Source organism: Bacillus cereus group sp. BfR-BA-01350 (genome assembly GCF_022663775.1).
Lineage (GTDB): Bacteria > Bacillota > Bacilli > Bacillales > Bacillaceae_G > Bacillus_A > Bacillus_A paranthracis.
Genome location: NZ_JAKUGD010000004.1, coordinates 311,732 through 336,548, shown reverse-complemented (window position 1 = coordinate 336,548; position 24,817 = coordinate 311,732). Strand labels below are relative to the sequence as shown.

Here is a 24,817-nt window from a genome sequence, read left to right as displayed (position 1 = left end):
GTCTTTTTATTTTTGTGGAACAGAAAGACCATAGAAAAACATAGTGACAATATCTTGAATATGTTTTTCGCGATCTCCTTCAAGAAGCTGTGCCCCAAAATCATCACCTAATTTTGTAAACATTTGAATGTAAAGTAACATCATTTCTTTAGTAAGGTGAGGGTTAATTTCATTTTTTTGCTGTGCTTGTTCTAATATTTCTAAATACCAAGGCAAGATTTTTTCGTTTTGATAACTATAAATAAACTTTCGGAGCTCTTCATCTCTTTGCATCATTTGTAGTAACATATCCGGCTGAAATAACCCACCAGTATTCATTTTTCTTACAATCATTTTTTGCATCATATCATGAAAAGGTAATTTTTCCGCTGCAAGATCTTTATAATATTGAAATTCAGATATAATAAATTCTTGTATAAGCTCTCGAAATAACGCATCTTTACTTCCGAAATGATTATAAATGGTAACTTGAGAAACGTTTGCTTCTTTTGCAATATGTTCTATTTTCACTTCATTAAATCCGCGTTCTGAAAATAATAAGAAGGCTGCCTCTTTAATAGCACGTTTTTTCTTTTCTTTCACTTTTTCAAAGCCGTTCAATGCAATCACCTCAATTAAAATATACAAGAAAAAATAATGAAAAACAATAATTTTGAAATATAGACATATAAATATTTCAAAAAGTTGTTGCGAATATGAAAGATGAGGAGTACAATAATTTTGAAATATCACATATTAAATATTTCAAAAAATGAGGTGGATTTATGATTTCAGTTCAAAATGTTACAAAACAATTTTCGAACGGAAAAGGTTTGTTTCATATTACATTTGATGTAAAAGAAGGAGAAGTGTTCGGTTACTTAGGACCGAATGGTGCAGGTAAATCAACGACGATTCGTAATTTAATGGGATTTATAAAATCGACATCTGGAAAATCTTCAATTTTTGGATTGGATTGTTGGAATGAAGCAGCGAAAATTCAAAGGGAAGTTGGTTATTTGCCAGGTGAAATTTCTTTTATTGAAGGAATGAACGGATTAGAATTTCTAAAGTTAATGCAAGGAATGCGTGGGCTAAAGGATACGAAAAGACGAGATGAACTAATAGAACGTCTGCAATTTGATGTGAAAACACCAATTCGCAAAATGTCTAAAGGAATGAAACAAAAAGTAGGAATTATTGCTGCATTTATGCACGATCCAGAAGTGCTAATTTTAGATGAACCAACATCTGGACTCGATCCACTTATGCAGCAAGTATTTATAGATTTAATAGTAGAGGAAAAGCAAAGGGGAAAAACGATTCTTATGTCTTCACATATTTTCACTGAAATTGAGCGTACATGTGACCGAGTAGCGATTATTAAAGATGGGCGCCTTGTAACGGTTGAAAATATTCATGATTTACAAAGTATGAGACGACAAGTGATAGATGTAACCGTATCATCAGAGGAAGAGATTAAATCTCTTACGCAATGTAATTTGCAATTTGAAGCGGTAAAAGGTAGAGAGGCATCGATTATTGTACAAGGAAACTATCAAACTGTTTTACAAATACTTTCAAACTATAATGTAACGGCGCTTCAAACGCGAGCGATGGATTTAGAACATTTATTTATGCATTATTACGATAAGAAAGAAGGGGTAAAGCATGAATAAGCAATTGTTTTTAGCTAGTTTGAAAGAGACGCAAAAAAGTATTTTGAGTTACGCAACTGGTGCAGCTCTATATTTATGGTTGTTAATTTGGATATTCCCTTCCATGGTATCAGCGAAAGGTTTAAATGAATTAATAAGCGCTATGCCTGATAGTGTGAAAAAAATTGTTGGCATGGAAAGTCCGATTCAAAACGTAATGGATTTTTTAGCTGGTGAGTACTATAGTCTATTGTTTATTATCATATTAACAATTTTTTGCGTTACAGTTGCAACACATTTAATTGCCCGGCATGTAGATAAAGGGGCGATGGCATATTTATTAGCGACACCTGTATCTAGAGTGAAAATTGCAATCACGCAAGCCTCTGTTCTCATATTAGGACTACTAATTATTGTAGTTGTTACGTATGTAGCGGGCATAGTAGGTGCGGAATGGTTTTTACAAGATAATAATTTAAATAAAGAATTATTCCTGAAGATAAATATAGTCGGAGGGCTCATATTTTTAATCGTTAGTGCTTATTCATTTTTCTTTTCTTGTATATGTAATGACGAAAGAAAGGCACTTAGTTATTCAGCAAGTTTAACTATTTTATTTTTTGTACTAAATATGGTAGGGAAATTAAGTGATAAGTTAGAGTGGATGAAAAGTCTATCGTTATTTACACTGTTTCGTCCAAAAGAAATTGCGGAAGGAACGTATAATATATGGCCGGTAAGTATAGGTTTAGCTGCGGGAGCGCTTTGTATTTTTATAGTAGCGATTGTATTGTTTAAGAAGAGAGATTTACCGTTGTAGGGTAGAAAGTCCACTATATGAGTGGACTTTTTTTGATAAGGAGGAAACGAATGAGTTGCAGCTATATGTAAATGATGTAGAAAAGTCATTATTGTTTTATAAAAAAATAATTGCTTTAAAGTTGTCGATCCAAATGGATATCTCCTCAGAGTTACGTATAAAAAAAGGTAAACATGAAAAATGTTTACCTTTTTTTATGGAAATATTCAAAAAAATGAACCTTTTTCTAGGCTCATACGTCTAATACATGTAAAGTTAAATTTGAAGCGAGGATGAAACAGGAGGAGCAATTGTGAAAGTAATCCCTTTATATAAAATGATTGTAAAAGAAGAAACTGATGTTTCTTTAGCGAAAAAAGGTGATCATGAAGCGTTTATGGCGCTTATACATACGGAAAAAGTGAAGATGTATCGCATTGCAAAGGCTATGTTACGTGATGAGACAAATATAGAGGATGCGATACAAACAACAATTTTAAAAGCCTATGAAAATATAAAAAAATTAAAGAAGGAAGAGTTTTTTCAAACTTGGTTAATTCGAATTTTAATGAATGAATGTAATAACATTATTAGAACGTATAAAAAGATAATTGTGACAGAAGAGAATGATTACAATATGAGTGCGTGCGATCAGTATGAAGATATAGATTTGTGTAATGCGATTCAATCGTTACATGAAGAGTTAAGAGCTGTTACGGTACTTTATTATTATGAAGATATGAATCAAGAGAGTATAGCGAAGCTTTTAGAAATACCAAAAGGAACAGTGAAATCGAGATTGGCACGTGCGAGGGAACAACTACAGAAACGATTAAAGATGGAATAGGAGGTGCAAAGGATGGCTGATGACAAATTATTTGATGAGAAATTAAAAAAGAGAATAAAAGAAGAGAGTGTTATAGTGCCACCAGAGTTAAATGAAAAGATTAATCGTACACTACATAATCTCCCGGTAAAAAAGAAAGGTTACAGAGTTTATATGATGGCTATAAGTGCTGCGGTTCTAGCACTTTCAATTGTGTCTATGTCGGAGTTTTCTGATCAAATTTTTGCTCAAAACGGCGGAGTGTTTGAATATGTAAAGAAAAAGGCATTTTCTGATTACGAAAATGAAGAGGAAATAAAAGCGAATGCAAATTATCCAGATAAAGAAAAGATTCATGAAAAGATGCTAGATTCCATTGATCATTTTAATAATATTTCAGGACAATTTGAGGAATATTCTAGTTCGTCAAGAATTGCTACAACATACAAATATGCGATTGATACGGAGCAACAAAGAGGAATCTCTTCAAAAGAAGACAAGCTAACGAAAAAACGAACCATTATATATAACGAAGGCAAGAAAAAAGAATTTGATGATGAGAAGTATACGTACAAAGAAACAAAATGGAGCCCGAAAGAAAGAAACTATGAACTATTAAAATTAAATCCTACGGAAAGGTTATTGAGAAAATCAGGTGAGAAAAAAAGATATGATGATGAATATGTGGGATTCGCGAAGTATAGTATTCAATCCGAATTTGCTGATCTATTAATCCGATATAAAGATTGGAATTATAAAGAAACGAAGTATCTTGGACTTGATTGCTACAAAATAGAAGGGACAATAAATATAGAAATGCCTGTAAGTACATCTGAAGATTTAAGAGGGAAATTTGAAATGGTTGTAGAGAAAAATACAGGGATTATGCTAAAATTCCTTAGTTTCCACGAAGGTATGATTCAATATTCGATTACAACAGAATGGATACAAATAAACAAAGGATTGAAAGAGAATACATTTCAAAAGGATAGAGCTAAGTATGAAAAAGTGAAAAATATATTAGATGAATAGAAAACGGAGGAAACAATATGGAGAATCATTCTTCTTCAAGAGAACAGAAAAATAAACGAAAATATAAAAAGACAACGATAATAAGTGTATTGTTAGCAATATTACTATTTTGCGGATTTGGATATGGTACTTACGTATATAAGAAAACTTCTAATCTCGTACAAAAATCAAATGTTAATTTAGTACGTGGTGAAAAATCAAATTTACGTGAGGAAACTGTAAAACCGATTACGAATAATGTTTCACTTTTAATTATGGGAATTGATGAAAATCAAGAACGACAAAAGGAGTATAATGGTGCATTTCATACAGATGCACTACTGTTAGCTACTTTTAATAAAGATGATAAGACTGTGAAATTAACGAGTATACCACGTGATACATACACATATGTTCCGGTTGAAAAGAAAAAAGATAAAATAACGCATGCATATGGAAGTGGTTTCGTTAAAAATGGTAAAGATGGAGGGCCGCAAGCTTCAGTGGAAGCGGTAGAAAAGTTATTACAAGTGCCTGTTGATTATTTTGTAAAGTTTAATTTTAATTCATTTACTAAAATTGTTGATGGATTAGATGGGATTGAAGTAGATGTCCCAGTTGAATTTACGGAGCAAAATAGTAAAGATGAACCTGACGCGATCCATTTGAAAAAAGGACTACAAAAATTAACAGGGGAAGAGGCACTTGCCTTAGCAAGAACGCGTCATATTGATAGTGATGCAATGAGAGGACAGCGCCAACAACTTGTTATGGAAGCGATTTTAAGTAAATTAAAAAGTGTAGGATCGATTACGAAGCTAGAAAAAATAGTTGAGGCGGTTGATGGTGATTTTAAAACAAATTTAGCAATGGATGATATTTTATCTTTTTATAAATACGGTTTAAATAGTTCAGTTGAAAAAATACAATTAGCTGGTGATGATTTATATTTACCTAATGGTCCAAATGGGCAACGTGTATATTATTATAATCCTAATAAAAAAGATTTGCAGAGTTTGAGTAATATGCTTAGAACACATTTAGGATTAAGTGAAAAGCAGATTGAGGAGAATTAAAGCAGATGTAATGTCTGCTTTTTTATTACGTTAAATAGTATGTCGTTTATATAGAAATGTTATATACTATTTTCAAAATAAACATAATAGTGTAACATAAAGTTATAGTTTAAGTTACATAACAGGGGGGCTATTACATAGAATATATCATTAGCAATTATTGAAATAGTATGGGAGAAATGAAAGAAACAGGGGAGTATTAAAAATGAGAATTGTAAAAAATTTAACATTCCAAGTTATTGTGGCCATTATTTGTGGTATTGCAGTAGGAGCAATTTGGCCGAGTGTTGGACAAGAGATGAAGCCAATTGGTGAAACGTTCATCAATATGATTAAAATGGTTATTGCACCAATTATCTTTTTAACAATTGTGCTTGGTATTGCAAGTATGGGAAGTATGAAAAAGGTAGGTCGTGTTGGTGGAAAGGCACTATTATATTTTGAAATTGTTACAACAGCGGCTTTAATAATTGGTATCATTGTAGCGAATGTTGTGCGTCCAGGAGACGGATTAGACCCTTCAAAACTAAAGGGCGGAGATGTTTCACAATATGTACAAAGCGGGCAAGAAATGAAATGGATGGATTTCTTTTTACATATTGTGCCGTCTAACATGTTTGAAGCATTTGCAAAAGGTGATATTTTACAAGTGTTATTTTTCTCTATTTTATTTGGCGCAGGGTTAACGATGTTAGGGAAAAATGGACAGCCGGTAATCGACTTTTTTGAAAGATTATCGAAAGTATTTTTTAACATTTTATCAATTGTAATGAAATTAGCACCGGTTGGAGCATTCGGTGGAATGGCATTTACAATTGGAAAATATGGTTTAAGTACACTTATTCCACTTGGTAAATTAATGATTTGTGTATATGCAACAATGGCATTATTTGTTTTTATTGTTTTAAATTTCATTTGTAAATTTTATAAATTTAGTTTGTGGAAATATTTAGCGCATATTAAAGAAGAATTACTTATTGTTCTTGGGACATCATCATCAGAATCAGTATTACCGCGAATGATGACAAAGATGGAAGACTTCGGATGTTCGAAGCCGGTAGTAGGTTTAGTCATTCCGACGGGGTACTCTTTTAATTTAGATGGAACAACAATTTATTTATCGATGGCCACTATATTTTTAGCGCAAGTCTTTCACGTCGATCTTTCACTAGGTCAACAATTAACGATAATAGCTATTTTGTTAGTTACATCTAAAGGAGCAGCCGCAGTAACAGGTGGAGGCTTTATTGTACTAGCGTCTACTTTATCTGTGATGAATGTTATTCCGTTAGAAGGGTTAGCACTATTACTTGGTGTAGATCGTTTCATGTCAGAAGCACGTGCTATCGTTAATTTAATTGGTAACGGTATTGCGACTGTAGTAGTTGCAAAAAGTGAAAATGAATTTGATAACGAGAAGTATATGAAAGTAGTAGAGGAAATGAAAAGAGAAAAAATGGCCGGGTAAAAAGTCAGCTTTGCTGACTTTTTTATTTTTGTAGAAAAGAGGTTTGTTATGATATACATTATTTATTAACAATACTTTACAGGCGTTTTATAGTGGAAGGATATAAAGACTATTAAATCAATACATAAGATTCAATAAGATATAGTGTTTCGAAAGATTATGGAATTTTTATGAATATTACTGTAATAAAATAATTTTTTAAAAATTTTCAATAATAACACTTTACAAAACTCAAAAAATTAGTAGAATAATAGTTAATAAGAATCTTCTGATAAATATATAAAGAAAAACAGAATTATCAGAAAATTCTTAAATGAGAGCGTTTAGAATTAGGGAGGGTACAGAAAGTGAAAAAGAAAAAAATGAAAAAACTAACAGCAGTTGTAGCACCAGTTTTAGCAATGAGTATGGCATTAACAGCATGTTCTACATCAGGTGGAGATAAGAAGACAAGCACAAATTCTAGCTCAGGCGGAGATAGCAAATCAGAAGAAAAATTAGCAGCGAAACAAGTACTAAATCGTACTGAAACAAATGAGATTCCAACAATGGATACTTCTAAAAATACAGATACATTAGGTTCTCAAATTTTAGGGAACACGATGGAAGGTTTATATCGATTAGATAAAGATAACAAACCAATCCCAGCTGCGGCAGAATCAAGCACGAAGAGTGAGGATGGTAAAAAATATACATTCAAATTACGTAAAGATGCAAAATGGTCAAATGGTGATCCTGTAACAGCGAAAGATTTCGTATATGCTTGGCAACGTCTATTAGATCCAAAAACAGCTGCTGAGTATGCATTTATCGCATTCCCAATTAAAAATGCAGAAGCTGTTAATAAAGGTGAAAAACCTGTAACGGAACTAGGAGTAAAGGCAGTAGACGACCTTACTTTAGAAGTTGAATTAGAACAAGCAGTACCATACTTCTTAAACTTAGTAGCATTCCCATCGTACTATCCGTTAAATGAGAAATTTGTAACAGAAAAAGGGGATAAATTCGGTTTAGAGTCTGATACGACAGTATATAACGGACCGTTCGTTCTTACTGATTGGAAGCATGAGCAAGGCTGGAAACTAAAGAAAAACGATCAATATTGGGATAAAAAGACTGTAAAACTAGACGAAATTAACTATAGTGTAGTAAAAGAAGTAGCGACAAGAGTAAACTTATATGATACAAATGCAATTGATTTTGCACTTCTATCGGGTGAATTCGTTGATAAGTATAGAAACAATAAAGAAGAGTTTGGCACATACTCACAAGTAAGTACTTACTTCTTACGTATGAACCAAAAACGTGGCGGGCAAGATACACCGTTAAAGAGCCAGAAATTACGTGAAGCTATCGCACTTTCAATCGATAAGAAAAATCTATCAAACGTTATTCTAAATGATGGATCTAAACCTGCGGACTTCTTAGTACCGAAAGGATTAGCAACTGGACCAGACGGTAAAGACTTCCAAGAAACATTTAAAAATGGTATTAAACCAGATGCGAAAAAAGCAGCAGCTGCATGGGATGAAGCGAAAAAAGAGCTTGGAAAAGACCAAGTTACAATTGAGCTATTAAACTATGACACTGGTAATGCGAAAAAAGTTGGGGAATATGTAAAAGATCAAATTGAGAAAAACTTAAAAGGTGTAACTGTTAATATTAAACTTCAACCATTCAAACAAAAACTGAAATTAGAAACAGAGCAAGATTATGATTTATCATATGCTGGTTGGGGACCTGACTACGCTGACCCAATGACATTCTTAGATATGTTCCAGTCTAATCATTCTCATAACCAAATGAGCTTCGCTGATCCGAAGTATGATGATATGATCAAAAAAGCTGGCGGAGAATTAATGGGTGACGCGAAGAAACGTTGGGAAGAGCTAGGAAAAGCTGAGAAATTACTTCTTGAGCAAGATGTAGCGCTTGTACCTTTATACCAACGTGGTGATGCATACGTTCAAAAACCAAACGCAAAAGGCATCGTTCACCATAACATTAGCCCAGAGTATAGCTTCAAGTGGGCGTACATGACTGAAAAAGATGGAAAATAATTTTTAAGTAGTGAGGCTATATTTAAGTGGATGTATATAGGTTTCTTAGCTTATTTTGTAGTGAGAATCTCATTGTCCACAATAGAAAGATAAAATGATAGAGCATTCTAAAAGTAGACTATTTACTTTTGGAATGCTCTTTTATTATGAGAATACATGCGAATAAATAGATAGATGTAGGAAAGAACTTGTATCGTGATAATTGTAAAGAATACTCGTTACTATTACAAAAAAATAATTTTTAGAATATTTTAAAAATAACTTTACAAAACCGGAAAAATTAGTAGAATATTAATTAATAAGAATTTTCTGATAACTAGTTATTAGAAAATCTCTCAAAAATAGTTTCGTACATATAATTGGGGAGGGTACAAAAATGAAGAAAAAGATGAAAAAGTTCACGGCGGTTGTAGCGCCAGTTTTAGCGATGAGTATGGCGTTGACAGCTTGTTCTGGATCTGGTGGGGAGAAGAAATCAACTACGACGTCTAGCGGTGGTGGGGAAGAGAAAAAATCTGAAATTAAATACGCAGCGAAACAAGTGTTAAATCGTACAGAGAATCAAGAGATTCCGACGATGGATGTTTCGAAATCTACTGATACATTAGGTTCTCAAATTTTAGGGAACACAATGGAAGGTTTATATCGATTAGATAAAGATAATAAGCCAATCCCAGCTGCAGCAGAATCTAGTACGAAAAGCGAGGATGGCAAAAAATATACATTTAAACTACGTAAAGATGCAAAATGGTCAAACGGTGAGCCTGTAACAGCGAAAGATTTCGTATACGCATGGCAACGCTTACTTGATAAAAATACAGCGGCAGAATATGCGTTTATCGCTTACTATATTAAAAACGCAGAGGCGATTAATAAAGGTGAAAAGCCACTAACAGATTTAGGGGCAAAAGCGGTAGATGATTATACGCTAGAAGTAGAATTAGAAAAACCAGTGCCATATTTCTTGAATTTAATGGCATTCCCATCGTACTATCCTTTAAATGAAAAGTTCGTAAAAGAAAAAGGAGATAAGTTCGGTTTAGAAGCAGATACAACGTTGTATAACGGACCGTTCGTTATGGCTTCATGGAAACATGAACAAGGATGGCAGCTAAAGAAAAATGATAAGTACTGGGATAATAAAACTGTGAAATTAGAAGAAATTAACTATAGTGTAGTAAAAGAAGTTGCGACGAAAGTAAACTTATATGATACAGGATCAATTGATTTCACACTATTATCAGGGGAGTTCGTTGATAAATATAAATCGAATAAAGAAGAGTATGGTGAATATTCAGAAGCAAGTACATTCTTCTTACGTTTAAATCAAAAACGTAACGGACAAGATACACCGTTAAAGAGCAAAAAACTACGTGAAGCAATCGCATTATCAATTGATAAAAAAGGTTTAGCAAACGTTATTTTAAATAACGGTTCAAAAGCAACAGATCAATTAGTACCAAAAGGGCTTGCGACAGGACCAGACGGTAAAGATTACCAAGATACATTTAAAAATGGTTTGAAATATGATCCGAAAAAAGGAGCAGCAGCTTGGGAAGCAGCGAAAAAAGAACTTGGAAAAGATCAAGTGACAATTGAATTACTAAGCTATGATGATGGAACAGCGAAAAAAATTGCTGACTACTTTAAAGATCAAATTGAGAAAAATTTAAAAGGTGTAACGGTTAATACGAAAATTCAGCCGTTCAAACAAAAACTAAAATTAGAATCAGCACAAGATTATGAAATTTCATTTGCTGGTTGGAGCCCAGATTATTCGGATCCAATGACATTTATTGATATGTTCGAATCGAAGAGCCCATATAACCAAATGAGTTATTCGAATCCGAAATATGATGAAATGGTGAAAAAAGCAGGTAATGAGTTAATGTCTGATGCGAAGAAACGTTGGGAAACGTTAGGTAAAGCAGAAAAATTATTACTTGAAGAAGATGCAGGGATGGTACCTTTATATCAAACAGGTAGAGCATATGTAATGAAACCGAATGTAAAAGGAATTGTGAAACATAACATTAGTCCAGAGTATAGCTTTAAGTGGGCTTATGTAACGGAAGGCAAATAATAAAAAGGAGCGTGTTAAAAGATAATTACCTTTAACACGCTCTTTTTCTATTAAATTAAATAGAGAAGAATAAGAAAAGTGGTACTGACATATAGTAGATGGGGGAGAATTCGTATAGTAGTAATAGTAAAATACTTAGTTACTATAAAAATAAAATAAGTGAAACTTCAAAAATGAGGATAATTAACAGGATGTTAATTAGTGAAAAGGTATTAATAACTAAGTTCATAGAACATCTCTCAAAGTTAGTTTCGTACATATAATTGGGGAGGGTACAAAAATGAAGAAAAAGATGAAAAAGTTTACGGCGGTTGTAGCACCAGTTTTAGTGATGAGTATGGCGTTAACAGCGTGTTCTGGATCTTCTGGTGGGGAGAAGAAACCGACTACAACGTCTAATAATGGTGGAGAAGAGAAGAAATCTGATATTAAATATGCGGCAAAGCAAGTGCTAAATCGTACAGAAACGAATGAAATTCCGACGATGGATACTTCAAAAAATACAGATACACTTGGCTCACAAATTTTAGGGAATACAATGGAAGGTTTATATCGATTAGATAAAGATAATAAGCCAATCCCAGCTGTAGCGGAATCTAGCACAAAAAGCGAGGATGGCAAAAAATATACATTTAAATTACGGAAAGATGCAAAATGGTCAAATGGTGATCCTGTAACAGCGAAAGATTTCGTATTTGCATGGCAACGTCTAGTAGATCCAAAAACAGCTGCTGAGTATGCATTTATTGCTTACTATCTTAAAAATGCAGAAGCGATTAATCAAGGAAAAGGAGAAGTTTCGACATTAGGTGTAAAAGCGGTAGATGATTATACGCTTGAAGTAGAACTAGAAAGACCTGTACCATATTTCTTGAACTTAATGGCATTTGCGTCATACTATCCATTAAATGAAAAGTTCGTAAAAGAAAAAGGAAATAAATTCGGTTTAGAGTCTGATACAACACTGTATAATGGTCCATTTGTGCTTACAGACTGGAAACATGAGCAAGGCTGGAAATTAAAGAAAAATGATCAATATTGGGATAAAAAGACTGTAAAACTAGATGAAATCAACTATAGTGTAGTAAAAGAAGTAGCTACAAGAGTAAACTTATTTGATACAGGTGCAATTGATTTCGCACTATTATCAGGTGAATTCGTGGATAAGTATAGAAACAATAAAGAAGAGTTTGGGGCCTATTCGGAAACAAGTACGTTTTACTTACGTCTAAATCAAAAACGTGGTGGGCAAGATACACCTCTAAAGAGTAAAAAATTACGTGAAGCAATCGCATTATCAATTGATAAGAAAGCTTTAACGAATGTCATTTTAAATGATGGTTCAAAACCAGTCGATTACTTAGTACCAAAAGGTTTAGCAAGTGGACCAGACGGTAAAGATTTCGCAGAAACGTTCAAGAATGGTTTAAAACAAGATTCTAAAAAGGCAGCAGCAGCATGGGAAGAAGCGAAAAAAGAACTTGGAAAAGATCAAGTAACAATTGAACTGTTAAATTATGATACTGGTAATGCGAAAAAAGTTGGGGAGTATGTAAAAGATCAAGTTGAAAAGAATTTGAAAGGCGTGACAGTAAATATTAAGTTGCAACCATTTAAACAAAAACTAAAATTAGAATCAGACCAAGATTATGATTTTTCATATGGTGGCTGGAATCCAGATTATGCGGATCCAATGACATATCTTGATATGTTTGAAACAAAAAATTCGCAAAACCAGATGAGCTACTCAAATTCAAAATATGATGACATTATTACTAAAAGTAAGACAGAATGGATGGCTGATGCAAAAAAACGTTGGACAGAGTTAGGTAAGGCAGAGAAATTATTACTTGAGGAAGATGTAGCGCTCGTACCTTTATATCAAAGTGCTAAATCATATGTTATGAAACCGAATGTAAAGGGAATTGTGAAACATAATATTAGTCCGGAATATAGCTTTAAATGGGCGTATATTGAAGAGAAATAAAAAAGAGAAGAGCATTTTCAAGTTGCGGTATCGCACTTGGGAATGCTTTTTTATGTGCACTAATTATGGATGGGTGAATATATGTATTATAGAAAATTTAAAGGAGAATTTTATGAAACGAAACACATACATTGATTTCCTAGCTTATTATGGAATAGGGAGTGCTCATCCTGGTGGTTTTACGTTAACAAAACAACTGTTAGCACAATTGCCTTTTAGATATGGAGCAAATGTCCTTGAACTCGGCTGCGGTACGGGGAAAACAGCAGCGTATATGACAAAAGAGTGTGGTTATAAAGTAACAGCGGTGGAAAAGAATGAAATTATGATTCAAAAGGCGAAAGATAGATGGTCGTTTGAAGGACTAGACATTCAATTAATTGAAGGGAATGTAGAGCAATTACCTTGTTTACATGACTCATTTGTGTTCGTACTCGGAGAATCGATACTCGCTTTTACAGAAAAAGAAAAGGTTATTTCAGAGTGCTATCGTGTATTACAGAAAGACGGTAAGCTTGTTGTCATTGAAATGATTATTGATAGGCACATTGATAAGGGAGAGGAAGAAAAAATCGCTCAATTATACGGGATGAAAGAACTATTAACTGAGAGCGAGTGGGTACAATTATTTCAGAAAGCAAATTTTCGGCGGGTTACTATTGCTGGCGGTGGTACAATTGCAGAAACAATCTCTAGCTATATAGAAGAGCCGGAATGGAATGTATCACAATTTATTCCGAATGAGTTATATGAGGCATGGGTGCAGCATGAAAATATAAGGCTTATGTACCAACATATTTTAGGTCATCGTATTTTTATATGTGAAAAATAAAGGAAAAGAGTTGGCTAAAGGTAGTCAACTCTTTACTATGTTAAATGAAAAATAATGCAGCTAATGTAATTCCGAAGATGAAACCAAATCCGAGTTCAACACCCCAGCCACAACCGCCACCGCCCCAGCCGCCGCAACCACAATTATTGCAACCACGACCGCCACATCCACAGCCGCTGAATCCACCACCACAACCAAATCCGCAACTATCACATCTGCTAAGGCCGCCGCAAAGGTCGCAACCACCATTTGCATAAGCGTCATAGTATCCGAATCCTGAATCAAAAGATGAGCGCTGTTGCACCGGTTCAATCCATACAGAGCTTTGTGTCACATCGATTATTTTACCTAAATGTATACGGCCATCACGGTCTTCAATCCGAACAACTTTTCCGAAGTAACGTCGGCACGTATCATAACATTTTTGTCTATGCATATTCATTCCTCCTTCCCCATTACAGTAATACGATATGTAAGGGGGACAAGTGCGGCTTGTACGAATGCCCTAACTATCATAATTGTTATAGGAAAGGGGAAATATAGGAAGAGGATATATAAGGAGGAAAAGGCATGAAATCTACAGATCAGTTTCAGACATACGAAGTACCGTGGGAAGAATTTATTGAAGCATTGCGAGAGGAAATGAAAAAGCAAGTAGGGGCAGATATTATTGATACAGTAGTTTGCAATTTAGAAGATGGTTTTGAAGTGTATACATATGTGCAAGGGGACTTGGATTTTGAATATAAGGAAGCGCTGGAAAGAAAATACGGGAGTGATGCAAAAACTCCTAACGTGTTAACAATTATGTTATTAGCTAGCATATATAGTACAAGTGAGGAGAATATACGCTTGCATGCGGATCATAAAGATAATCCGATTGTTGAAGTGTATGTGAAGCAATAAATCAAACTTTTTGTTATGTGTTTTTAAAATAAAAAGTAGGAAAAGTCTGTTTTAAGTGTAGAGCTTAAACAGGCTTTTTTACTTATATGATCGGATAGAAAACGCTAGAAGGAATCATATTCAGTTTTTATAACTGTTTACATAATAAAGTTATGCTGCGCTAGTTGTCCTAAAATACAAGTCATATATCTTGTATCCTCTCATAAATTTAAACATAGGAATTTGTCTACAAAGGTGGCGAAGCCTCATCATGAAAATTCGAATTTGTGCCACATTCATGTTGTTTCTATGTATATGGTTACATCCTTTTTGGACTTTTGCAAAAGGAGAGGAGGCAAAGGAAAGGGTCGTTTCACTTGTATATGATGATTCGGGCAGCATGAGAAATAACGATCGCTGGAAATATGCCAATTATGCTTTGCAAAGTTTAGTTGCGCTATTAGATGAAAAAGATACATTTTCTTACGTTCCAATGAGCAAGCCGAATGATCCATTAAACATTTCGTTAGCGAAGGATAAGAGACAAACGGAAATTGAGGGAATTGGAGCGTGGAAAACGTATTTAAATACTCCGTTTAGCGCAGTAGAAACGGCGATGCAATCTATAAAAAAGGAAGCAGATATAGATGGGAAACGTGAATTTTGGCTTATTGTCTTAACTGACGGGGCATTTAATGATTTAGAGAAAGATAAGATTGGCGGAAAAGAACAAATTACACAGAAGTTAGCACAGTTTAAGAAAGAAATGGATGCAAAAAAGATATCGTTACATCCAATTTTAATTACGATGGAAGAGGATTTAGGACAGCAAGAAAAGGCACAACTAAATACGTTTAAAGAAATATGGAAGAAAGAGATAAATGGAGTTACGATGCCATCTAGTGGAGAGGATGGTATTGTAAAAAGCGTCAATCAAGTGGCGGCATTAGTTGCAAATCGTGATCCGTTCTCCTCTGTGGAATCGATTGTAAAAACGAAAGTGGTAGGAAAGAAAGTAGAGATTACAACACCATTTCCATTAAAGCGTATGACGCTTGTGCGACAATCGCCTTCTTTGTCTAATTATCAGGTCACACAAATTTCTAAACCATTACAATTACAATCTTCTTTTTCCATACATGCACCAGGCGAAGCGAAATTGTTCGGAAATATAGTTCATATAAGTACGGAAAATAAGGAAGTTATTAAACCAGGAACGTATACGATAGAAGTGGACCGAGATATTGAGAAAGAAGGATTACAAGTACTAGTCGAACCGGCACTTAATTATACTGTTTCTACTTATGACAAAGAGGATAAGGATAGAAAAAATGTTGAGGAAATGTATGAAGATGTGACAGCTGTTATTGAAGCAAAACCTACTGAGTTGCCAGTTCAGTCTTCTTACTTTCAGGCAGAAGTAGAAATAGACGGGAAGCAACATGCGATGAAGTGGGACGATAAAAGACATGTATTTTATTACGAAACGAAGCTTACTAAAGGATTAGTACGCGGGAAAGTTCATATGAACATAAAGGGGTTTTACAGACAGACGAAAGAATTTAAAATCGAAACAACGAAAAAGCCTAAATTATCACTTCAAACTGTCACGAAAGATTATGAAGAAAAAGTAACAAATTTAGAGAATAGTAAACCATTTATTATACAACCACAGTTAGATGATAAGCCGATGACAGAAGAGGCTGTAAAAAAACTATTAAAATCTACTGGTGTCACATCTAAACAATCAATCAACTATGAAATAAAACAGCATGGTAATCAAATTTATATTTATCCTCGCCCTCATTACTCCGACACGTTCAATTTTACAGATACCGGCACCGTAGAAGCTACCATCGTAGTGCAGGATTCAAAATTACAAGAAGTAAAGAAAAAAATAACACTCCATATTCAAAATGCACCGTTTTATGAAAAGTATGCGCTTATTTTTAAGTTTGTTATTCCTATCACTTTATTACTGTTAATAGTAGGAATAATCGTTTTAGGATGGATTGTCCGTCCGAGATTTCACCGGAAAGCACTATTGTATTACGAATGGGATCAAGAAGTAGCGAAAGATTGGTTATATCAATCTGAGCCAGAATTACTTAAAAATAAATGGTGGAAACATTATTTTGGCATTCCGTTTAGAGCAGAAAGAAAGACTGTGCAATCCGTTACGTTTATAGCAAAGAAAGGATCGAAATCGATATTTGTAGCGAAAGAGTCACAAGTAGTAGGAATGATTATTGATGGGATGTTTATAACAGAGGATGAGGTTGGAATGGAACATAAGACACTATATCCAAATGAACTTTTAGTAATTGATAGAGGATATGGTAAGGAAATTTACAAATACGAGTGTGAATAGTAGATGGGGAAAAGAGGAGAGTATTATTTTTCCCTCCTTTTTTCAAACAAGCAAGAATAGGAAGGTGGTTCACATGACGTTACAAGTTCCAACGATATTAATTGGTTTAGGTGGAATCGGTAGTACTGTGACACATCAAATATATGAAAGGCTGCCTGAGGAGCGCCGAAAAAAAGTAGCAATGCACGTATTTGATACAGATGTGAATACATTGAGTAAATTTGATCATATTCGAAAGTTTAAGACGCAAACGAGTTCGAGCAAAACGCCTAGGGAGTATATTGCAGGAGATCCAACGATTCCAGAATGGTTTCCAATGGACCCGACTATACTTGATAAACCACTGACAGAAGGGGCAGGACAGTTACGCGTTATTTCCCGTTTAGCGTTACGTGCTGCAATGAAAGAAGATAAACTCACGTCCTTTTGGCAAGAAATCGAGAAGATTTTTCCGGTTACGAGCGATCAAACAGAATATGGAGTGCGTGTCATTATCGTAACATCACTAGCGGGCGGAACAGGTTCAGGAATGTTTCTACAAATTGCACTATATTTACGCGAAATGCTTCGGAAAAAACTGCAACATCACAACATTTTAATACGTGGTGCGTTTCTAATGCCGGACGTGTTAGTGAAGACGAGAACGGTTAGTGCGAAAGAGTTTGAAACGGTGCAAGCAAATGGCTATGCTTCGTTAAAAGAATTACATGCCATTACGCTCGGTTCTACTGGAGAGTTATCAAAACGCGGCGGGGTTACGATTGAATTAGAGTATCGACCGGATCAAGTAGATGAGGATGGGAGAACAAATCACACGATTAAACAACACCATTTACCGTACAATTATTGTTTCTTATACGATTATGAAAATTTACATGGACACCATTTGCATAATTTATCAGATTATATGGAGCAAATGGCAAATACGATTTATTTACAGTTATTTAGTCCGATGTCTGCAAATCATTTTGCACAGGAAGATAATCAAATTCAGCAATTAGCAGAATCAAGTGGGAAAGGGCGATATTGCGGGGCCGGAACGGCAAAGATTATTTATCCATATGAGCATGTGTTAAAATATTGTGCTTTAAAATGGGCCGTGCAAGGTTTAGATGAATCGTGGCTTCATTTAGATCAATTGTTTCAAGAGAAGAAGCATAGATATGACCAAGATGTAAAACGTGGTATGCAGCGTGAAAAGCCAGAGCGCGGGAAAAGTTATTTAGAAGATTTAGAACATCTTGCTACTCGTCCAGAGCAGGCTCATATTTTCTATAGACAAATGTACAATGAAACGCGTGAAGGAGCAGAAGGCGGCAAGGTTGGTGTTGCGAAATCTAAACTGTTTTTAGAAGCTGTAGAAAGTTATGTACAGCGTACGGTACAAAAAGACGAGGAATTAAATCGTCTGCAGCATGAGTGTAAAATTTCAGCTGCGAAGCTAAAAATGACGGAACAAATGAAAGGTGAAGTAGCAAGGGTAGACCATGCGGTTCGTTTATATGCGTATGCGATTCCGAGCCGCGTACATGAACATGTAACGACACTTTTATATGACATGATTGAATCAGATCGTTTTTCACCAAGTGGTTCTGAAGGACAGTCATATCAACTAAATACATGGTTTTTAAAGAAAACAGATTCTGTTCATCCAGTAGCAGCTCGTTTTATGTTGTATGAAATTCGAAAGCAGTTAGTCGAAAAAATGAATCGACTACATGAAAATAATGAACAAAAGCGTAATTTAATTCAAAACTACGATAAGAAATTTAATGTGAGTAATATTGATGGAACGGTAACAGCTGTACGCCGAGTAGAAATTGCGCAGCAACAAGGCTGGTTTGGAAAAATGATTAATAACCAGCAGCGTTTATTTAAAAAGGAATTTGAAGATATTGTAACGCAGTACGTACACAAATTAAACGAATACCGTAAAGAAATGCTATTAGAACTCGTTTATCAATCGCTATATCAAGCAGTTAATAAAATGATTCAATATTGGGAAAGGTTTTTTGATAATTTACATGAAACACGTGAAAATTTATTGTTCGAAATTCAAAAACGAAGCAAGGAATTTGAAGGAAAAACAAACCCAACGAATGTATACGTATTAGCTGAAGAGAAGTTGCAAGAAAAGATATGGCAAGATATGCAACAACATTTAAATTTAGGTGTATTACCGAAAGATATATGCGCGGAAATTTATATGAGCTTATACGGGGAATATTGCCGGGATGCAAAAACAGAAGAGATTCAATCGAAAAAGGTAGAAGACTTTTATCGTGAGCACATACTAAGTTATTGCTATGATGAATTACAAATACGCTATCGCGATAAATTAGAGCTGAACATCGTTGAAGCATTACGAAAAGAAGCGGATTATAAGAATCGTGATCGTGATGAATATGTTCGTGAAAAAATTGAAGACTTGTTCCATTTAGCAAGTCCATTCGTGCCGAAAGTTTCTCATCATAGGGAATTACAATATTGGGGCATACATCCATCTTTAAAGAAAGAACTGCAAGAGGAATTAATGCAAGAAATGTTTAAAGAAAAAGATACAGTAAATGAAGCTTTCTCGCCATTTGAAGTCATTTGTTATCGTGCACATTACGGTTTATCACTACAAGACTTTCCTAAGCTTTCGTCTGGACATATTGCAAATGGATTTATGAATGATAAAGGTGATTATTTTCAGTCGTACTATCGCCGTGTAAACAAGTTGAATAGTAAAAAATCTAGTTTAACACCGCATTTAGATAAGTATTGGCACTTACCAGCATTCATGCCAGACTTAAATGCAACGCAAACGAAGTTAGATTATGATAAATGTAATCGAGCTCTTCTATACGCGTATATGTATCGCTGGATTAGTTTAGTTGCTGTTGATGGTCAATTCGTGTATCAATATAACGGCGTTGGACGTAGTTTCTTAATTCAGTCGATGGGGAAAAATATTTCAAGCGAAAGTTATAAATTGCACAGAGCATTACTTCATAATCCGTTCATTTATGAAAACATCTTATCCAGATTTGAAGAAGAACAAGAAAAGGCGATGATACAAGGTGGACATTTATATACGCATCCATTTGTATTAGGTGCTCAAGATATTAGATGGCTACGTAAAGAGCATGTCCATAATATTTTAGATATGATTTTAATGTATGACCGTGAAGCGAAATATGATCCCACGTTAGAAGAAACTTCTGATGAATTATTAAGGTTATTCCTTGATGAAATTGAGTTATATTTCCAAAACTATTACGGTACAGGTGCCGATATGGTTGCCAAGAAAGAGAAAGAAATGTTTATTAAACAATTGTGGGATCGTTCGTACGCGAAAGGATACGTAGATCCAAATAGTGCGCCTTATAAAAAATGGCAAAATTTATTAAGCGTTCATGATGAAGAAGAAACGCCAAAAACGAATGTATAATGAATGAAAAGGGAATCCTTAAAAGTGGCAATACAACTTTAGAAAAGAGGGATTCCGATGCCGTTTTTAGGAAGTGTATATCAAATATTTGGATTGTATCCAGAAATTTATTATGGGATGATTTCAGCTGAAATTGCGGAGCAGCAAAGGTTGGAACAAGCGGAAAACGAAGAATCAGAAACAGAAGCGTAATTATATAGGAAGTTTCAAAATAAAATGATAACACGCTACTTATTCTTTAAACGTATAAGAACAAGTAGCGTGTTTTTGCTATTTAATAATCCCATTTTCTAAAATTTTAATAGTAGGTACTACTTTTACGTTAGCTTTTGAAAAGGCACTCGGCCAATCGTCTTCAACTTTTTTCCATTCTTCATATTGAAACGCTCTCGCATAATCACCAAATCCGAATGGATCAAGCTGCTGTTTTTGAATGTTGTGGATTAAATCGTTCAAATCTTTGTTTAGTTGTTTTGTAATAAGAGAAGTTAATTTCTTTCTATCTTTGTCTATATCCATATTGAATGTAAGTTCAGATACAGCGATTTTTAAATCCATTTTAACATTAAATTTGAAGTGGTTATCGCTATAGCCTGTACGGATATCACGATTCATGCTAAGAACATTTATTGATACGAAATCTTCACCTTCTGTATCTTTTAGATGACTATTACTTTCAACTGAATGCGAAGGGATTTTCATTGTAAGTGCAACAGGTATATTAGCTTTTTTTTGCAACATGAGCAGAAGGGCACTTTCATAGCGATTTAAAGACATCTTATAAATTCCGCGAGAAGTTAAAAGTGCAGAGCCTGTAACGATAACATCTTTTTTTCCTTTTTTTATTTCTGAAATAGCAGGTGTTATACCTTTATTAAACGTTTGCCTATGAAATTCATGAAATGGTGTGAAAACTGTCCGATTGTATAATTTATTTGTATTAATTAAATCTGTTAAATACTCGGGAAGGGCAGGCTTATCTTTAAAGTTATTATATATAACTGAAGAAATTGGACCGTCTACTGCAACCATACGCATGTTTCCAGTGTTTTTAGGATCACGATACCAAACATCAAGGTAAGGCATAGCCCCTTCTTGTTTTAAAAAATTTGTGCTAAATAAAATGAGCTGTAACTTTTCTGTAGATACTAAACCGCCACTTGAACTATTAAACGTTGCTTTTGCTTCTCGAGGTGTACGTACTTTCGCTTCATGTGTTTCGTACTTTTTTTCTACGTCTTCATTAAAAATAGGGTTTACGTGGTACACAATTAATTTTCCTTTTGCTTTTGCGTCAAAGCCGTAAATTAATGAAATTGATTGTTTTTCTAAGTCGAGTCGATCTCCACATCCTGTTAAAAAGGTTATGAGAAAGTAAAGTATAGTGAAATGAATAAAGCGTCTCATTTAAATTTTTCTCCTTTTCCAATGCTGATAAAGTGTCATGTATAAGAGAAATACGACTGGAAATAGAAAAGCGATAAAATAACTGGCAGTTCCCCAAAAGTCTCGCAAAGCACTTATTTGGTAAGAGGAAGGGATATAAAAGAATAAGACAACAATACACCCGAATAATAAAAACCAAATAGGCAAGGAACTCCCTTTTTTGTTAAGTAATTGATTGATTCCATCTGAAGCAGTAAATATGTAAGGAATGCAAGAATCAAAAATAATGAAGAGATAAAAAGATAAAAAGATAATTTCAAACCGTTCAAGAAATGAAAAGTGAAATGGTGTAACAAGAGAAAGGGTGGGCCATAAAAACTTTGTTATACCATCTGGACTAAAATAAACGAAAGAAACGAACGTGACTTGAAGATAGAGAAATAGTGTAATTAAATTTGCGATAACAATCCCTTTTTTGGCAGAGGATTTGTTATTCAAATAAGGATAAAGGATAAATGCAAACTCAAATCCAAGAAATGCAATAATAGTTGATTTTACGGTGTTTAAAACTGGTATCCAGCCCTCTTTAAGAAGAGGGAGAAGGTATATCCAATGCCCATCTTTAAGAGGGATAAACAATAGCAAAGGCATCCACAGTGTGAAAAACACAGTGAAAACAGCGTAACGACTTATAATAAGAACGCCTTTACATGCGAGCATAAGCATGGGAATAGATAGTAAAATCATAATTAAAAACATTGGAGTTCTAGGTAAAATCCAAATGTGAATAACGTATAAGAGGGAAAAAATTAAGGAAATAGCTGCAAGGACAGCATATAAAATCCAAAAAATCATTCCTGCTCTTCCTAGCCACTTCCCAAGATAACGAGTTAGCACATTGAGTAAAGTATACCCAGGGTGCTTTTCCATGATTTTCACAATACATAGACTGACTAAAGTAGTGATAGCGCATCCAATAATAATAGAAATCCATCCATCTGTATTCGCCCCTTGTGCAACTTCACGAGGAAGTGTAAGGACACCGAATCCTACTTGAACACCACTAATTGTTAAAGTGTATTGAAATAAACTAATCTCCCTCTTTGCACGCTTTGTCACTTCTCTTCCTCCGTTCCTTCTATATCGCGTTGTCGATTCTCTTGTTTTAAGTTAAGGGATAGTGGGCGCTTCTTCATTATTTTCCATGGTAAACGTATAAGAATATCTTTTAAATCCGAAGCAAATAACGGAGAAAAAGGACTACCATAAGGAACACCGAGAGATTCCATAGAAAGTATATGAATAATAATGATTGCCATCCCAACCATAATGCCAATGACACCAAATAAAGAGGCAATTATCATCATTGGGAAGCGAAGAAGTCGAATTCCTGCAGACATTTCTAGATTAGGGATGATGAAAGAAGCGACTGCAGTAATAGATACGACGATAACCATGACATTACTTACTATTCCTGCTTGAACTGCAGCTTGTCCGATGACAATCCCTCCTACGACGCCAATGGTTTGTCCAACGGGACCCGGAAGCCGAACTGCAGCTTCGCGGAGCATTTCAAGTACTAATTCCATCAAAAGTGCTTCTAATATAGGAGGAAAAGGAATTTTAGCTCGAGATTCTCCAATCGTTAACAATAATTTAAGTGGAATCACTTCATAATGAAAGGAAATCATAGCAATATAAAGAGCAGGAGCAAAAATTGCAATAAATAATCCAGTGAAACGAAGTAATCGTATAAAAGATGGAATCATTGGCCTGAAGCTGTAATCATCTATCGTCTGAAAAAAAGCTGAAAAGGTCATGGGTCCAATTAATACGCCTGGTGAACGATCTACAACAACAGCAATTCGCCCATCTAGAATATGATGTGCTGTTGTGTCAGGGCGTTCAGTTATTGATAATTGCGGAAAGAGAGTAAAGGAATTATCTTCAACAAACCCCTCTAATTCACCAGTAGTAAGAATCGCATCCACTTTTACTGATTCGATACGGGATGCCATTTCTTTTACGACATCTTCGTCCGCAACATCTGCTAGATAAAGCAAAAAAACCTTTGAAGTAGCTCGTTCACCAACAGTGAATTCCTTCACTTTCAATTCGCGATTTGGAATATATCGACGAATAAGTGCAAGGCTGTCGCTCGCTACTTCATTAAATCCTTCGTGTGAGCTTTTTATGGAGCTCTCTGTTGTAGGCTCTTCAATGCTCCTTTTTGGTGCCGCTTGCGTATCAAGCTCTAAAGCGGATAATTGCCCGTTTATAAATAAAATACTTTTGCCGTGTAAAAGAGATTGTTCAATGTCTGTCCACTGCTCAATCTTTTTAATATTTCCGATAGAAACAGAGGCTTCCCAAAAATCGTCTTCATTCCACTCTTTAAATAAGAGAGGACGAAGGATGTTTACGTTAATAACAGTTTTGTCTACAAGTCCTTCCATATATATAAGTGCAGCTTCCTGTCCGTTTTTTAATGGAAAATTGCGTGTTATTAATTCTGGAATACCGCTAAACAGTTTGGACAAGTGCTTTAAATTAAGGGAAAGGGAAGAAGAAATAGATTTATTTAATGTGTGATCAGCTTGCTCTTGGTTAGAAAAAGATTTTTCACCACGAATCCATTTATTAAAAGACCCCATTTGTTTGCTTACTCCTTGTTATGTTTTATCCCGATTGGTGAGGGCTGATTAAAGTTTCACTTTATATGGGTTATTATGGATAGTTCCATACGGACATATGCGTAGTTTAAATTTTATATTGTATATTTTTAACTTTAACGCTATAATTATAGTGTTAAAGATGGAATCGTGATATGACCTGTTATGACTCTATCGTTTTATTTATGAATAAATGGATTGGTATTTTAGCAAGATGTGCTAATAAACTACTCCACCATGATAATAACGTGCCGAAATGTGGTGCGTATATTTTCGTGGTGGAGTTTT

19 protein-coding genes are annotated in these 24,817 nt (G+C 34.6%); 14 read left to right on the top strand and 5 right to left on the bottom strand.

Features of this window, described 5'->3' with window-relative positions:
- Positions 1-6: 6 nt before the first annotated feature.
- Positions 7-609: a TetR/AcrR family transcriptional regulator gene (locus tag MR147_RS12305; protein WP_141491289.1), complete on the bottom strand. Its 603-nt coding sequence runs from the start codon at positions 607-609 to the stop codon at positions 7-9.
- 155 nt (positions 610-764) lie between these two features.
- On the opposite strand from MR147_RS12305, the gene MR147_RS12300 reads away from it, so the two are divergent.
- The 10 genes from MR147_RS12300 to MR147_RS12255 all read left to right on the top strand — a co-directional run bounded on the left by MR147_RS12300 (position 765) and on the right by MR147_RS12255 (position 13,779).
- Positions 765-1,658, top strand: coding sequence for an ABC transporter ATP-binding protein (locus MR147_RS12300; RefSeq protein ID WP_242304315.1), 894 nt, complete (start codon positions 765-767; stop codon positions 1,656-1,658).
- The gene (locus MR147_RS12295) at positions 1,651-2,457 is read left to right on the top strand and encodes an ABC transporter permease subunit (protein WP_242304311.1); all 807 of its coding nucleotides are present in this window, start codon (positions 1,651-1,653) and stop codon (positions 2,455-2,457) included. Before MR147_RS12300 ends, MR147_RS12295 begins: the two co-directional genes overlap by 8 nt.
- A 292-nt stretch (positions 2,458-2,749) precedes the next feature.
- Positions 2,750-3,283, top strand: coding sequence for a sigma-70 family RNA polymerase sigma factor (locus tag MR147_RS12290; protein WP_074609093.1), 534 nt, complete (start codon positions 2,750-2,752; stop codon positions 3,281-3,283).
- 12 nt (positions 3,284-3,295) lie between these two features.
- The gene (locus MR147_RS12285; RefSeq protein ID WP_074609095.1) at positions 3,296-4,294 is read left to right on the top strand and encodes an anti-sigma factor; all 999 of its coding nucleotides are present in this window, start codon (positions 3,296-3,298) and stop codon (positions 4,292-4,294) included.
- A 17-nt stretch (positions 4,295-4,311) separates the two neighbouring features.
- A complete protein-coding gene (locus MR147_RS12280) occupies positions 4,312-5,349 on the top strand; it encodes an LCP family protein (protein ID WP_074609097.1) in 1,038 nt (345 codons plus the stop codon).
- A 205-nt stretch (positions 5,350-5,554) separates the two neighbouring features.
- Positions 5,555-6,817 carry a dicarboxylate/amino acid:cation symporter gene (locus MR147_RS12275; protein ID WP_074609099.1) on the top strand — a complete coding sequence of 421 codons (1,263 nt, stop codon included), beginning with the start codon at positions 5,555-5,557 and terminating at the stop codon, positions 6,815-6,817.
- Between the two features lie 347 nt (positions 6,818-7,164).
- Complete coding sequence (locus tag MR147_RS12270) at positions 7,165-8,877, top strand: peptide ABC transporter substrate-binding protein (protein ID WP_139302844.1); 1,713 nt, start codon at positions 7,165-7,167, stop codon at positions 8,875-8,877.
- Positions 8,878-9,253: 376 nt separating this feature from the next.
- Positions 9,254-10,960: a peptide ABC transporter substrate-binding protein gene (locus tag MR147_RS12265; RefSeq protein WP_074609101.1), complete on the top strand. Its 1,707-nt coding sequence runs from the start codon at positions 9,254-9,256 to the stop codon at positions 10,958-10,960.
- 280 nt (positions 10,961-11,240) lie between these two features.
- The gene (locus tag MR147_RS12260) at positions 11,241-12,947 is read left to right on the top strand and encodes a peptide ABC transporter substrate-binding protein (RefSeq protein ID WP_074609103.1); all 1,707 of its coding nucleotides are present in this window, start codon (positions 11,241-11,243) and stop codon (positions 12,945-12,947) included.
- Between the two features lie 112 nt (positions 12,948-13,059).
- The gene (locus MR147_RS12255; RefSeq protein ID WP_074609105.1) at positions 13,060-13,779 is read left to right on the top strand and encodes a class I SAM-dependent methyltransferase; all 720 of its coding nucleotides are present in this window, start codon (positions 13,060-13,062) and stop codon (positions 13,777-13,779) included.
- A 40-nt stretch (positions 13,780-13,819) separates the two neighbouring features.
- On the opposite strand, the gene MR147_RS12250 is transcribed toward MR147_RS12255, so the two are convergent.
- Positions 13,820-14,215, bottom strand: a complete 396-nt coding sequence (locus MR147_RS12250; RefSeq protein ID WP_074609107.1) for a hypothetical protein — start codon at positions 14,213-14,215, stop codon at positions 13,820-13,822.
- Between the two features lie 134 nt (positions 14,216-14,349).
- On the opposite strand from MR147_RS12250, the gene MR147_RS12245 reads away from it, so the two are divergent.
- The 4 genes from MR147_RS12245 to MR147_RS12230 all read left to right on the top strand — a co-directional run bounded on the left by MR147_RS12245 (position 14,350) and on the right by MR147_RS12230 (position 20,663).
- Entirely contained in the window at positions 14,350-14,685 is a 336-nt protein-coding gene (locus MR147_RS12245) for a hypothetical protein (protein ID WP_000842904.1), read from the top strand.
- Between the two features lie 250 nt (positions 14,686-14,935).
- Complete coding sequence (locus MR147_RS12240) at positions 14,936-17,035, top strand: vWA domain-containing protein (RefSeq protein WP_074609109.1); 2,100 nt, start codon at positions 14,936-14,938, stop codon at positions 17,033-17,035.
- Between the two features lie 73 nt (positions 17,036-17,108).
- Positions 17,109-20,471, top strand: a complete 3,363-nt coding sequence (locus MR147_RS12235; RefSeq protein WP_074609111.1) for a tubulin-like doman-containing protein — start codon at positions 17,109-17,111, stop codon at positions 20,469-20,471.
- 57 nt (positions 20,472-20,528) lie between these two features.
- The gene (locus MR147_RS12230) at positions 20,529-20,663 is read left to right on the top strand and encodes a phosphonate ABC transporter permease (RefSeq protein WP_074609113.1); all 135 of its coding nucleotides are present in this window, start codon (positions 20,529-20,531) and stop codon (positions 20,661-20,663) included.
- A 78-nt stretch (positions 20,664-20,741) separates the two neighbouring features.
- Here MR147_RS12230 and gerSC read toward each other — a convergent pair whose 3' ends face one another.
- The 3 genes from gerSC to gerSA are packed head-to-tail and all read right to left on the bottom strand — an operon-like array spanning position 20,742 to position 24,511.
- Complete coding sequence (gene gerSC, locus MR147_RS12225; protein WP_074609115.1) at positions 20,742-21,878, bottom strand: spore germination protein GerSC; 1,137 nt, start codon at positions 21,876-21,878, stop codon at positions 20,742-20,744.
- Positions 21,879-22,976 (bottom strand): endospore germination permease, encoded by a 1,098-nt coding sequence (locus tag MR147_RS12220; protein WP_074609117.1) that lies wholly within the window; start codon positions 22,974-22,976, stop codon positions 21,879-21,881.
- The gene (gerSA, locus tag MR147_RS12215; protein WP_000534503.1) at positions 22,973-24,511 is read right to left on the bottom strand and encodes a spore germination protein GerSA; all 1,539 of its coding nucleotides are present in this window, start codon (positions 24,509-24,511) and stop codon (positions 22,973-22,975) included. The genes MR147_RS12220 and gerSA overlap by 4 nt, the downstream gene beginning before the upstream one ends.
- Between the last annotated feature and the right edge of the window lie 306 nt (positions 24,512-24,817).